The sequence below is a fragment of the Agrobacterium deltaense RV3 genome (assembly GCF_900013505.1).
GTDB lineage: Bacteria > Pseudomonadota > Alphaproteobacteria > Rhizobiales > Rhizobiaceae > Agrobacterium > Agrobacterium leguminum.
In genome coordinates, this window is the sequence record NZ_LT009745.1 from 2,563,541 (window position 1) to 2,576,668 (window position 13,128).

Here is a 13,128-nt window from a genome sequence, read left to right on the forward strand (position 1 = left end):
TATGCTGCGGTATATAATCAAGCGCATCCTCGTCATGATCCCCACGCTGATCCTGATCTCGATGCTGGTCTTCACCATCATCGAACTGCCGCCGGGCGATTATTTCGAAAGCTATGTCGCCGAGCTGCGCGCCATGGGCGAGACGGCGAACCTTGCCGAAATCGAGGAGCTGCGTGTCCGCTACGGTTTCGACCAGCCAGCCCCGATCCGCTATTTCCGCTGGGCGACAGGTATGCTGGTCGGCGATTTCGGTTATTCCTTCGAATATCAGCTGCCGGTCAGCGATGTGGTGGGAGACCGCCTGTGGCTGACGGTGCTGGTGTCGTTCCTTACAATCATCGTAACATGGCTCATTGCCTTCCCGATCGGCATCTACTCCGCCACGCATAAATACAGCTGGGGCGATTACGGCCTCACCTTCCTCGGCCTGCTCGGCATCGCCATTCCCAACTTCATGCTGGCGCTGATCCTGATGTATTTCGCAAATATCTGGTTCGGCATTTCCATCGGCCATCTGATGGACCGGGAATATCTGAACCAGGCGATGAGCTGGGCGAAGTTCAAGTCGATCCTCGAACATATCTGGATCCCTGTCCTCATCATCGGAACGGCGGGCACCGCCGGCATGATCCGCCGCCTGCGCGCCAATCTGCTCGATGAATTGCAGAAACAATATGTGGTCACGGCCCGCGCCAAGGGGCTACACCCCTTCAAGGTGCTCACCAAATATCCGCTGCGCATGGCGCTGAATTTCTTCATCTCGGACATTGGCTCGATCCTGCCGGCCATCATTTCCGGCGCGGAAATCACCGCCGTCGTGCTGTCGCTCGAAACCACCGGTCCCATGCTCATCAGGGCGTTGCAGAGCCAGGATATGTATCTGGCCGGCTCATTCCTGATGTTCCTCGCATTCCTGACGGTGATCGGCGTTCTGGTATCGGATATCGCCCTTGCCATACTCGACCCGCGAATCCGCTTCGGAGGTGGTAACGTCAAATGACTTCATCCATTCCGAAACCCGGCGAAGCGCTGCCCCATTATGTCTCGACCGCGCCCTTCGACCCGTCGCTGATCGAACCCAACACGTCAGGAATGGCGGCCTTCAGCAAGGCCTCGCAGCTGCGTCTCATGTGGTGGCAGTTCCGTCAGCATAAGATCGCGGTGTGGTCCGGCGCCTTTCTGGTGGTGCTTTATCTTTCGATCCTGATCAGCGAATTCCTCGCCCCCTATAATCTCCACACCCGCAATATCGAACATATCTACGCCCCGCCGCAGGCCATTCACCTCTTCAACGACGGAAAATTTGTCGGCCCCTTCGTTTATGGCCGGGAAATGACGCTCGACATGGACAATCTGAGACGGGTCTACCGGGATGTGCCGACGGATATCCAGCCGCTGCGTTTCTTCTGCAAGGGCGATACCTATCGCTTCTGGGGCATGTTCGAGGGCAGAACCCATCTCGTCTGCCCGGCGGAGGGCGGTGAATTGTTCCTGCTCGGCACGGATCGTCTCGGCCGTGACGTGCTGTCCCGCATCATCTATGGCGCGCGCATTTCGCTGACCATCGGTCTCCTCGGCGTCGCCATGAGCTTCGTTCTCGGCATTGTGATCGGCGGTCTGGCCGGTTACCGCGGCGGCACCTTCGATCTGATCGTTCAGCGCATTATCGAGGTGCTGCAATCCATCCCGAGCATTCCGCTCTGGCTGGCGCTTGCGGCGATCATGCCGGTGACCTGGAGCCCCATCCTCGTCTATCTCGGCATCACCATCATTCTCGGCATGCTGGACTGGACGGGCCTTGCGCGCGCCGTGCGCTCAAAACTTCTGGCGCTTCGTGAAGAAGACTATGTTTTGTCTGCACAATTAATGGGTGCCGGAACGCCGCGCATCATCGGCAGACACCTTATTCCCGGCTTCATGTCACACTTGATCGCATCCGCCACCCTGACGATACCGGGCATGATTCTCGGCGAAACCGCGCTGAGCTTCCTCGGCCTCGGTCTCAGACCACCGATCACAAGTTGGGGAATTCTGCTCACGGAGGCGCGCAGCGTCAGCGTCATTGCGCTATATCCATGGCTTCTCATCCCGACGATCCCTGTCGTTCTCGTCATTCTGGCCTTTAATTTCTTCGGCGACGGACTACGTGATGCTGCGGATCCCTTCAGATAAAATGGAACACCCTTTGATAAACTGCCCTTTCGCCATCGCCTTTTTTGTGAAAGGCAAAAAGAGGTGTGGCCCATGACCTCCCGTTTGAACGACGCGCGTATCCTCATGTACAGCCACGATTCCTTTGGGCTCGGGCATCTGCGGCGGTGTCGCACCATCGCGCATGCTCTGGTGGAGGATTATCGCGGCCTCAACGTACTCATCATTTCAGGCGCGACGATTGCCGGCGCTTTCGATTATCGCGCCCGCGTCGATTTCGTGAAAATCCCGAGCGTCATCAAGCTGCGCAACGGCGAATATACGTCCATGGACAGGCATATCGATCTTCAGGAAACGCTGAAGATGCGCCGCTCCATCATCTACCACACCGCCGAAAGCTTCCAGCCGGATATCTTCATCGTCGACAAGGAGCCCATGGGCCTGCGCGGCGAGGTGGAGGAAACGCTCGCCTATCTCAAGGGACAGGGCACCAAGCTCGTCATCGGCCTGCGCGATGTCATGGATGCACCGCAGCTGCTCGAAGCGGAGTGGAAGCGCAACAATGTCATGACCAAGATCGGCCAGTTCTATGACCACGTCTGGATTTATGGCCCACCCGATTTCCACGATCCGCTGACGGGGCTCGACGTTCCGCACACCGTTCGCGACAAGATGGATTTCGTCGGTTTCCTGCAAAGATCGAAGACGCAGGCCGAAACCGTAGCGCATCGGCCGGAAGGCGATTACCTTCTCGTCACCACCGGCGGCGGCGGCGATGGCAGCGAATTGATCGACGACGTCATCAACGCCTATCGCCATGACAGCGAACTGACGCACAAGGCGCTGGTGGTGCTCGGCCCCTATATGCCGGCGGATCAACGCCAGCGCTTCACGAGCAGTGTTGCCGATATTCCGCATATCGAAATCATCGAATTCGACAACCGCATGGAAGACCTCGTCGCTGGCGCGCAGGCCGTCGTCTCCATGGGCGGTTACAACACCGTCTGCGAGATATTGTCCTTCGACAAACCCGCCCTCGTCGTGCCGCGTACGGTGCCGCGCGAAGAGCAGCTTATCCGCGCCAGCCGTGCCTCGGAGCTTGGCCTTTTCGACATGCTTCTGCCGGAAGATGCCGAGAACCCGGCAAAAATGGCGGCTGCTCTCAAAGCGTTGCCGAACCGCGCGCCGCCTTCCGTCAATGCGCGCGAGTTGAAGCTGGACGGTCTGGAAAACATATCGCGCCGGATAGCCGAATGGCTGCCGTCAGAGGGCGACAAGGCGCCGATCACGCTGACCGCGTGACCGGTTCCCCGACAAACACCGCTTCAAAAGAGACACGCGCAACGTGACCGATACAAAAAAAATCGTGGTGCTCCTCAAGGGCTATCCACGCCTGTCCGAGACTTTCATCGCCCAGGAACTTCTGGGGCTGGAAAAGGCAGGGCTGAAACTCGAACTCATGTCGATGCGCCGGCCCACGGACAAGAAGCGCCACCCCGTTCACGATGAAATCCGCGCGCCCGTCACATATCTTCCGGAATATCTGCACGAGGAACCGCTGCGGGTTTTGAAGGCATTGTGGGCGTGCCGAAAAAAGCCGGGTTTCACCAAGGCGCTTCGCCGGTTTTTCAACGACCTGCCGCATGATCTCAGCCGCAATCGCTTCCGCCGTTTCGGGCAGGCTGCGGTGCTCGCGAATGAATGGCCGGCGGATGCCGAATGGCTGCATGTCCATTTCATCCACACACCCGCCTCGGTCGCCGCCTATACCCACCTCATCACCGGCACGCCCTGGACGATTTCGGCCCACGCCAAGGACATCTGGACCTCCAGCGACCGCGACCTTGCCGCCAAGCTGCAAAGCGCCCGGTGGGCCGTGACCTGCACTGCCGGCGGCTTCCAGCATCTGCAGACCCTTTCCGGGTCAAGGCAGAATGTGCATCTGAGCTATCACGGCCTCGATCTCACCCGTTTCCCGCATTTCGAAACGCCACGACCGGCAAGAGACGGTTCAGATGCCGATGATCCGGTCAGGATTTTGAGCGTCGGCCGGGCGGTCAAGAAAAAGGGCATCGATATTCTCCTGCGTGCGCTCGCCTCGCTGCCGCAGGATATCCACTGGCGTTTCACCCATATCGGCGGCGGCGATGAACTGGCCTCCCTGAAGAAACTTGCAGACGAACTCGGCGTTGCCGACAGGATCGTCTGGACCGGCGCCATGGACCAGAAGCAGGTGCTGGAGAACTACCGGGAAGCGGACCTCTTCGCCCTTGCCTGCCGCATCACCAGCGATGGCGACCGCGACGGCCTGCCAAATGTGCTGGTCGAGGCCGCAAGCCAGGCGCTGACCTGCATCTCCACCAATATTTCCGGCATTCCGGAGTTCTTCGTCAGTGGTGAAAACGGCCTGCTGACGGAACCGGAAAATCCGGCCGCCTTCGCAGAGGCCCTGCGCACGGCCATCACCGATCCGCGATTGCGCCAGCGTCTTGGCAGTGCCGCCGAAAACCGTGTGCGCACCGCCTTCGACCATCGCACCAGCATTGTCGAGCTGAAGGCCCTGTTCGAGACCGAGTGGGAAAAAACGCCATGACCGATACGGAAAAACGCCCCTGCGTCTTCTTCTACGTTCAGCACCTTCTCGGCATCGGCCATATCGCCCGCGCCAGCCGCATTGCCAATGCCCTTCAGGCGAACGGTTTCGATGTCGTGCTGGTCACGGGCGGCACGCGGGTTCCGGGCTTTCCGGGCGAGGGCATCCGCCATGTCGAATTGCCGCCCATCGCCGTCAGCGACGGCAGCTTTGCCGGCCTGGTCGACAGTTCCGGCAAACCGGTGGATGACGACTTCAAGAGGCTGAGAACCGATATGCTGATCGGCGCCTATCACGGTGCCAAACCCGATATCGTTATCATCGAGGCGTTCCCGTTCGGTCGCAGGCAGGTGCGTTTCGAATTGTTGCCGCTTCTCGATGAGATAGAAGACAGCGAACCGCGCCCGCTCGTCATGGCGTCACTGCGCGACATCTTGCAGGAAAAGACCAAACCAGGCCGGGACGAAGAGACCGTGTCACTGGTGAAGAAACATTTCGATGCGGTGCTCGTCCATGGCGATCCGGATTTCGCCCGGTTGGAAGACACGTTTCCCCTCGCAGGCGAGATCAGCCAGCGCATCGTCTATACCGGCCTCGTCGCCCCTCTTCCGCCGGCGGAACCAGCGGAAAAATTCGATATCGTGGTTTCCGCAGGCGGTGGCGCCGTTGGGGCCGCACTCATACGGGCTGCTCTCGAGGCTGCCCCCCTCTTGGATGGCATCAAGAGCTGGTGCCTCGTGACCGGTCCAAACATGCCGCAGGCGGATTTCGATGCGATATCCGCGCGGGCGGCGGGCAATGTGTCCGTCTTCCGTTTCCGCAAGGATTTCGCAAGTTTGCTCGCCGGCGCACGGCTTTCGATTTCACAGGCCGGTTACAACACCGTCTGCGATATTCTTCAGGCAAAATGCCGCTCGCTTCTGATCCCCTTCGCAGCCGGGGGCGAAACCGAACAGAGCGCCCGCGCCGAACGGCTGGCGCGGCTGGGGCTGGCGCATGTGCTGGAGGAGAAGGATATTTCTGCGCAAGCGATGGCCGATGCCATAAAGGCCGCATTGTCCCTGCCGGCGCCCGGCACGATCACGCTCGATCTCGATGGCGCGGCCGGAACGGCTAGAGCGCTGCGCCATCTTTATGATGAGCGGTGAGGATCGTCTTCAACTCGCGAACCGCCGCCTCATCGGTAACCTTGCGCCCTGCGCCGGTGAAACCGAGCTTCGCCACCCTGCTTTCCGGATCATAGGATGGAACGGCGGAACAGGATGCGTGAATCTCCGTGATCGGAAAGCGATCCAGCAAGGTCTGAACGCTCTGGGGACGCACGCCGGCACCGGGCATGATGACGATCCGCCCTGCCGCCATCTCAGACAGGTGGGCCAAAGCCTCGATCCCTTCAAGCGCCGAACGCGCGCCGCCTGAGGTGAGAATTCTTGGGAACCCCAATGCGATGGCGGCTTCCAGCGCCTCGTCCATATCAGGCACGACATCAAAGGCCCGGTGCAGCGTCACATCCAGCCCGTCGGCATGGCGGCGCAAATCCTCGAGCAGGACAATGTCGAGCGAACCATCGCCGCGCGATGCGCCGAGCACCACGCCGGAAAGACCGGCGGCACGCGCCGCGTCGATATCGCGTTTCATCACATCCGCTTCGTCGCGCGTGAAGACGAAATCACCGGCGCGCGGCCTGATCATGACGCTCACCGGCAACCCGCAGGACGCCGCGCGCTGCATGAAACCCGCCGATGGCGTCACACCGCCGCCCGAAAGCGCCGCACAGAGCTCGATCCGATCGGCCCCGCCGCTGACCGCCGCTTCCAGACCGGCGACATCGTCCACGCAAATTTCGAGAATCATCGTAACCTCTTTCATTTGAGTGGCCGTTACCTGCGGCGGCCCTTTCCATCAAGCGCGTAAAGCATATAAACGCCGCCAAGCCCCACGATCGCCCCCAATATGGAGGTTCCCGAATAGCTGGAAACCAGGGTTCCAACGGCAAAAATCAACGCACCCAGACCAGCGCCGAGAAAGATATTGACCGCAATCAGCGAGCTTCCGAGTCCCGGCCGGTCCGCGATCAGTTCCTGCAAGTAGGTAATTGGAATGCTGATGATCGCGGCGGCGCCCAGCGCACTGATGACCGTTTGGGCGTAGATATGCCACGGCGCTGAAGCAAGCCCCTGCAGAATGAGATAGATGGCGTAAAGCCCCGCTCCCGCCGCAAGTGTCAGCGTCTGCGGAACCTTCTTCTCGATCCAGCCCCACAGGAGAATGAAGACGATTTCCAGCGCAGCGACGATACCCGCAACAATGCCGATATCCGCCACCGTGCCCCTGGCCTGTCCGGTTATGATGAGCGAGCGCACCGAATCGTTGAGATGCAGCATCGAGCAGATGAGCGCAATGGCGATGATCCGGAGCAGCACCCGCCGTGATCCGATTTCCGCAAGCGAGGCGCGCAGGCCAAACCGCGCTTCGGTATTTGCCGATGCCGGCGTGGCGGCGCGTGGCAGACAGAAGGCGACGAGCAGAAAGCAGACAAGCGCGCAGATGCCCGAAAACAGGAAAGCCATCAGCATATTGCCGGAATTCACCAGAAAAACACCGACAATGCCCGGCACCAGCACCCAGGAAAGAGAGATGGTTGCCCGCATGATCGAATTCACCGCGATCATCTCACCCGTCGAAAGGTTGCGCGCATCGGCGCGCACATGGGCGAAGATCAACGAATTCATCGCTCCGAAAATCGGCAGAAGCACCAGCTTTGCAGCGACAAACGCGGTGGCGTTGCCTGCCAGATAGACCAGCAGATAACCGCTGACGCCGAAGAGCGCGATATAGAGCATTGGCTTGCGATATTCACCCAGCCTGTCTGCGACGATGCCCATCAACACGCTGGCGCTGACATTGATGACGGCGGCAAACAGCATCAGCAGCGAATAGACGCTGTTGCTCAGCCCGATTTCGCGAATGCCGATGACCGCCTGATAGGGGGCGGTCGCCGCGTTCGAAAACCCGAAGAATAGGATGGCGAGCGCCCCGATGCGGATCGACGGATTGTTGATGACGATGGAAAGAGCCGACGGCATGGATATTCGCCTGAGATGATCCGGCACCGCCGGATCGCTGGGTAAAAGCTACCGAACCGCTGTCATCGCCAGCGGGCCGAAAGGATGGGCTGAGGGGTATAATCGAAATGCGGCTTCCATGGGTAAAAATCGCCGTCCCGGCGGCGATTGGGAAGATTTTCGATATCCTGATTGATGACCCCTTCCGTCAGCGCCATGAGGTTGGGATTGGCGATAGGCGCAAGCTCCGGTGAAAGATAACCGGACTTGACGACCAGTAGCCGCACTTCCTTTGGATTGAAGCCGAGACGGGTGAAATCGGAAATCATGTGATAAGGCCTGCGCCGCGCCGCCAGAATGACCGTGATGCCGCCGATGGCGACCACTGCCTGCCGCTGGTCAGCAGCACCTGGATCATCCAGTTTCACAACACGGGCCTCGACGGTCACGGACGGGCTCTGCGGATCGAGACTGCCGCCGATTTTCAGGGAAAGCGCAGCACCTTCGCCGGCCGCAAAACAGGCTTCGACCGCCGGCCTGTCGGTGATGCCGCCCAGCAACGCGCCCTGCCAGTTGCGCGCAATCAGCGCAGCCAGAACATCGGCGCGATCGCCAACCCCACCGCCGGTCGGGTTATCGCCGGAGTCGGCCAAGATGATTGGCCGCGTTGCCGTGTTTTCGGCGATATCCAGAATGGCCTCGAGCGGCTCTGTCACGGGGCCGAACCGAAAATCCTGCCGGGCATTCCAGTAGGATTGCGCGATCTCAGTCGCGACCGCCTGTGCGGCCGCTTTGTCCGTTCCCGTCACCACCGCGCAGGCCGTCGCCCGGGGTTCGTCCGCCCAGACGTAGCCGATCATGAAATTCGCATCCCAAATGCCGGGCCGCGCATCGTGATCCGGTAGAACGGCATAAAGGCTTTTAGTGGGTTCGTCTTCCGTGGAGGTCTTCTCACCCGGCAGCAGAACCGGAATTTTCGCCCAGGCGACGCCGGGCTTTTCGCCCGTCTTCAGGGTCTTCAGCAGCATCGTCCACGCCCGCACCATCGTCTCCCGCACATCGATATGCGGCGCAGTTCGGTAGCCGGCAAATATGTCGAGCTGATCGATGATCGTCTGGCTGACATTGCCGTGCAAGTCATAGCTCGCAGAGACCACGACATCCGGCCCGACGACGGCGCGGGCGCTGGAAATCCAGTCACCTTCCGCATCGTCCATGCCTTCGACATTCATCGCGCCGTGCATGGCGAGATAAAGCCCGTCCAGCGGCAGGCAGGCCTTCAGGCGTTCGAGAAACTCCGCCTTGAACGCCTCATAGGCCACGCGCGAAACCGGTCCGCCCGGCACTGCCCGCGCATGCAGAAGCGGCAACACGTCCGCCCCGCCTTCACCGAGGAAATTGAAATACTCGGTCTCCAGCAGTTCCGCGCCGCGAAAGACACGAAAATCCTGCTCGCCCATCAGCACCGGTGAATAGGTGCTGCATTCGGTATGAATTCCACCCACGGCAATACGCATGTCGGTTTCCCCTCAATAAACCGGGCTCAAGGGGACGATGGCCGCAAAACGCAGCCAGTCCTTTTGCGCCTTTGGCGTCCACGCCGCCTCGGCAATCGCCGGCAGACGGGGGAAAACCAGATGGTTGAAATAGGCGCGATTGAGGAAATGTTCAGACCAGATGCAGGCCTGAACGCCCTTCATCCGCTCCTTCAACTCCTCGGGAAATTCGCCGACTGCCTCATAGGCATAAGTATGCGACGGCGGAACCGTGCCGGCCCAGCTTGCGCCCGGCTCCTGCCAGGCTTCATCCTGCACCATGTCGAGATAATAGGCCTGACCCGGTGTCATCACCACGTCATAGCCTTGGCGTGCAAGCTCAAGCCCGACTTCCGGCTTCTGCCACGCCATCAGCAACGTTCCGGCCGGATCGACACCGCCGCCGTGGGAAACCTCATCCCAGCCAGCAAGCTGGCGGCCGCGCTCATGCAGCATTCCCTGAATGCGCTTCATGAAATAGGACTGGATGCCGAAGGTGCCATCGAGCCCCTCCTTTTCCATCAGCGCCTTGGCAAGCGGCGAGGCCAGCCACGACCCATCCGCAACCTCATCGCCGCCAATATGGATCAGCCGCGACGGGAACAGCTCCACCATCTCGTCGAATATCTTGCCGAGGAATTCATAGGTCGGCTCGATGGCCGGGTTAAGCGCATTGTTCGGGTATCCCTGCACAGAGCGGTAGCTGTCCGGCGCCTCCTGCCCGTCCGTCAGCTCCGGATAGGCCACGAGAGCCGCCGTGCTGTGGCCGGGAATATCGACTTCCGGCACGATTTCGACGTTCAATGCCGCCGCATGCGCGACGACCATGCGCACCTCATCCTGTGTGTAATAGCCCGACACCGGCTCAGCCCCGTTACCGAGCTGCGGCAGAAGCGGCGCATCCGGGCCGCGCGTGGCGCCAACGGTGGTCAGCAGCGGATAGGCCTTGATTTCGAGCCGCCATGCCTCGTCATCCGTCAGGTGCCAATGGAAGCGGTTCATGCGCAGCCATGCGAGAATATCGATGAGCCGCAGGACATCGCCTGTCGGATAGAATTGCCGTGAGACATCGAGATGGCAGCCACGCCAGCTATAACGGGGCGCATCGCTGATGGCGCCGGAGGCCGGGAAGCGGAATTGAGGATCGATGCGCGCGCCATGCAGCAGCTGCGCCAGAACCGTCAGGCCATATTGCAGACCGGCAGCGGCCGAATATTCCACAACCACCGCTTCTTTTGAAAAAGTGAGGCGATAACCTTCCGCTTCCAGCCCGCTGTGGCGCTTGAAACGAAGCGGTTTTCCCTCATGAACCGGCGCAAGGCTAAAGGGCACGTGCCCGACGGCAAAGAGCCGGCGGAACAGCGAAAGCACGGTTTCCACCGCAAGCACTTCTTCTGCACCCGCATCTTCCGCGGGGAAGAGCGCGACGGGAAAACCGTCGCCCGGTTCGGCGTCGATTTCAGCGGGCCAGGGCTGGATGGAAAAGGGCAGATCGAGCTTGCCTTCCGGAAGCAGAACCGGCGCCGGCTCGCTGTGACGCCCATCCAACATCAGGTCACCGACATCGACGGCGCGATGCGTTCCATCGGCAAGGCTGACATAGGCGGATTTCGCGCCATCCGTGCGATGTCGAGCCGGCCGCAGCAGGCCATCGACGGTGAAGCGCCAGGATTTCCCCGGCTCGAGCACGAAGCCCGGCGGCGGTGCAAACTCATGGAAATTGGCGTTGCGGCGCAGGTAAACGGCATTGTCGCAAGCGGGCTTGTCTACCGTCCGCGTCAACGACGTGTAGACGATGCGAAAATCCTTCAGCGGCTCGCGGGAAAGATTGACCAGGGTAAAGGTAAAACCGCCGGAGGCGGAATCTTTGAGCGGATGCCAGGAATTTTCGAGACGATAATGTGCGAGCGCCATGATGCTCCCCTTTATTGCGCATTGAGCCCTCAGAAGGGCTTCGGTCAGTAATGTTCGGATTGCGAGAAGGTCCGGGCCAGCGGCGCCTGCCCCGCCGTCAGTCCGCAATCGACCGGCAGGCACACGCCGCTGATCGCCTCCGCCTGCGGGCCGGCCAGAAAGGCGACGGCGTTGGCCACATCTTGGGGCCTCACGATGCGTTGCAGCGGATACCAGTGCTTCGCCTCTTCGAAGACCTGAGGATTGGCGGCGGCCCGCGCCTCCCATGCCTGGGTGCGCACGGTGCCCGGCGCAACGGCATTGGAACGGATGCCGAATTTGCCGTATTCCACGGCGATCAGCTTGGTCAGATGGATCAAGCCGGCCTTTGCGGCGCTATAGGCCGGATGACCGAAGACCGCCATGCCGTTGACGGACGTGATATTGACCACCGACCCCTGGGTCCGCTTCAGCGCCTCTTCGAAAGCCCTGAAGCAGAGAAACGGGGCTTCCAGATTGAGGGCATTGTCCCTGCGCCATATATCGGCGGTCGTGTCGTGCAGGCTGACCGCTCTTGCCGCGCCCGCATTGTTGACGAGGGTAACAACATCCCCCAGCTCCGCGACCTCGGCGGCCAGCCTCGCAAGGTCCTGTGGATCCGTGACATCGCAGGTTTTCGCAACGAAGCGGGGACTGGAAAGCAGGGATAGCGCGCTCGAAAGGGCGTCGGGATCGATATCGACCAACACGACCTTTGCATGGCTTTCAGCGAGCGCCGTGGCAATTGCCCGGCCAATATCACCTGCCGCGCCGGTAACGACGGCGAGCTGGTCTTTCCTGTCCTTCATCTCCTACAACTCCCTTGAAGCTTTCCGACCCGCCACAAAGCGGGTCTCAGGCAAAGCAGCCTGTGTTTTTCGTCAGCCCGCCTCAGTCACCGAGCAATTGCTTGTCATCCGGGTCACGATGTTCCACGAGCTGCTGCTTGATATGACGCAACGTCACCATCGATCGTTGCCGTTGATGATAGGCAGCAAGCGTCGCCAGAACATCGACGGCGGCCAGATAGGCGTAGCGCGATGAGGTGGGGCGGAAGATATTGTTTCCCTCGGGCACATTGACCGCCACCACCATGTCGGCGGCCGCGGCAACAGGCGTGTCGCTCTGGGTGAGCGCAATGGTGGTGACCCCCATTTCCCGCGCCAGCCTGAAACATTTCACCAGTTCCATGTTGCGGCCGGAAAAGGACGAACCGATGATGACATCTTCCTTGCGCGCCGCAGCCGTCATCATCAGCTGCATGCTGTGATCGGCACTGGTCGAAACACGCAGGCCCAGGCGGAACAGCCGGTTCTGGATTTCCGAAGCGATCATCGAGGAATTGCCGCCTGCGCCGAAGGCATAGATCATGCCGCTATTGGCGATCCTGATCGCCGCTTCATCGGCAAGGGCGGGATCGAGCGTCCTGTGCAACAGGAAAAGCGCTTCCTGTGCCTTGGCGAGCACCTCTTCCGCCACATCCGAGGGACCGGTGCTGGAGGGTTCGGAGGTGAGGTATCGAATACCCACATAGGCCGTCTTGGCGAGGCTGACCTTGAAATCCGAAAAGCTCTGGCACCCCAGCCGACGGCAGAACCGCGTCACGGTCGGCGGCGACACTTCGGCGCGGGCCGCCAGCTCGATGATCGAGGCATTGACGGCGAATTCGAAGTCCGAAACCAGAATATCGGCAATCCGCCGCTCCGACTGCGAGAATTGTCCCCTGTCTTCCTGTATTTTTGCGAAAATATCCATGTTCACCGGGTCTCCGTTCCGCCAAAACTTAAGGCTTGGCCCCGTTTCCGATGCACCCTAAGAAAGCGCGCCCGTCAACCGCATAGATCCATGAATC

At 60.5% G+C, this 13,128-nt stretch carries 11 protein-coding genes; 5 read left to right on the forward strand and 6 right to left on the reverse strand.

Annotated features, from left to right (window positions below; all coding sequences use genetic code 11):
• Window position 1: 1 nt before the first annotated feature.
• The 5 genes from AGR7B_RS12960 (at window position 2) to AGR7B_RS12980 (ending at window position 5,892) form a co-directional block, all read left to right on the forward strand.
• Entirely contained in the window at window positions 2-1,000 is a 999-nt protein-coding gene (locus tag AGR7B_RS12960; RefSeq protein ID WP_080856806.1) for an ABC transporter permease, read from the forward strand.
• Window positions 997-2,172 carry an ABC transporter permease gene (locus AGR7B_RS12965; RefSeq protein ID WP_065656984.1) on the forward strand — a complete coding sequence of 392 codons (1,176 nt, stop codon included), beginning with the start codon at window positions 997-999 and terminating at the stop codon, window positions 2,170-2,172. The genes AGR7B_RS12960 and AGR7B_RS12965 overlap by 4 nt, the downstream gene beginning before the upstream one ends.
• A 72-nt stretch (window positions 2,173-2,244) precedes the next feature.
• Complete coding sequence (locus AGR7B_RS12970) at window positions 2,245-3,453, forward strand: glycosyltransferase family protein (RefSeq protein ID WP_080856807.1); 1,209 nt, start codon at window positions 2,245-2,247, stop codon at window positions 3,451-3,453.
• A 43-nt stretch (window positions 3,454-3,496) separates the two neighbouring features.
• On the forward strand, window positions 3,497-4,744 hold the full coding sequence (locus AGR7B_RS12975) for a glycosyltransferase (protein ID WP_162934129.1): 1,248 nt from the start codon (window positions 3,497-3,499) through the stop codon (window positions 4,742-4,744).
• Window positions 4,741-5,892: a glycosyltransferase family protein gene (locus tag AGR7B_RS12980; protein ID WP_080856808.1), complete on the forward strand. Its 1,152-nt coding sequence runs from the start codon at window positions 4,741-4,743 to the stop codon at window positions 5,890-5,892. Before AGR7B_RS12975 ends, AGR7B_RS12980 begins: the two co-directional genes overlap by 4 nt.
• Here the strand turns inward: AGR7B_RS12980 and AGR7B_RS12985 are convergent.
• The 6 genes from AGR7B_RS12985 to AGR7B_RS13010 form a co-directional block, all read right to left on the reverse strand.
• On the reverse strand, window positions 5,858-6,598 hold the full coding sequence (locus AGR7B_RS12985; RefSeq protein ID WP_080857098.1) for a copper homeostasis protein CutC: 741 nt from the start codon (window positions 6,596-6,598) through the stop codon (window positions 5,858-5,860). The two genes, AGR7B_RS12980 and AGR7B_RS12985, sit on opposite strands and share 35 nt — an antisense overlap.
• 26 nt (window positions 6,599-6,624) lie before the next feature.
• Window positions 6,625-7,830 carry an MFS transporter gene (locus AGR7B_RS12990; RefSeq protein WP_080856809.1) on the reverse strand — a complete coding sequence of 402 codons (1,206 nt, stop codon included), beginning with the start codon at window positions 7,828-7,830 and terminating at the stop codon, window positions 6,625-6,627.
• Between the two features lie 62 nt (window positions 7,831-7,892).
• Window positions 7,893-9,326, reverse strand: coding sequence for a M81 family metallopeptidase (locus tag AGR7B_RS12995; protein ID WP_080856810.1), 1,434 nt, complete (start codon window positions 9,324-9,326; stop codon window positions 7,893-7,895).
• Window positions 9,327-9,338: 12 nt separating this feature from the next.
• A complete protein-coding gene (locus tag AGR7B_RS13000; RefSeq protein WP_080856811.1) occupies window positions 9,339-11,258 on the reverse strand; it encodes a beta-N-acetylhexosaminidase in 1,920 nt (639 codons plus the stop codon).
• A 44-nt stretch (window positions 11,259-11,302) separates the two neighbouring features.
• On the reverse strand, window positions 11,303-12,085 hold the full coding sequence (locus tag AGR7B_RS13005) for an SDR family oxidoreductase (protein WP_080856812.1): 783 nt from the start codon (window positions 12,083-12,085) through the stop codon (window positions 11,303-11,305).
• Window positions 12,086-12,167: 82 nt separating this feature from the next.
• Complete coding sequence (locus AGR7B_RS13010; protein WP_065656977.1) at window positions 12,168-13,031, reverse strand: MurR/RpiR family transcriptional regulator; 864 nt, start codon at window positions 13,029-13,031, stop codon at window positions 12,168-12,170.
• Window positions 13,032-13,128: the final 97 nt, after the last annotated feature.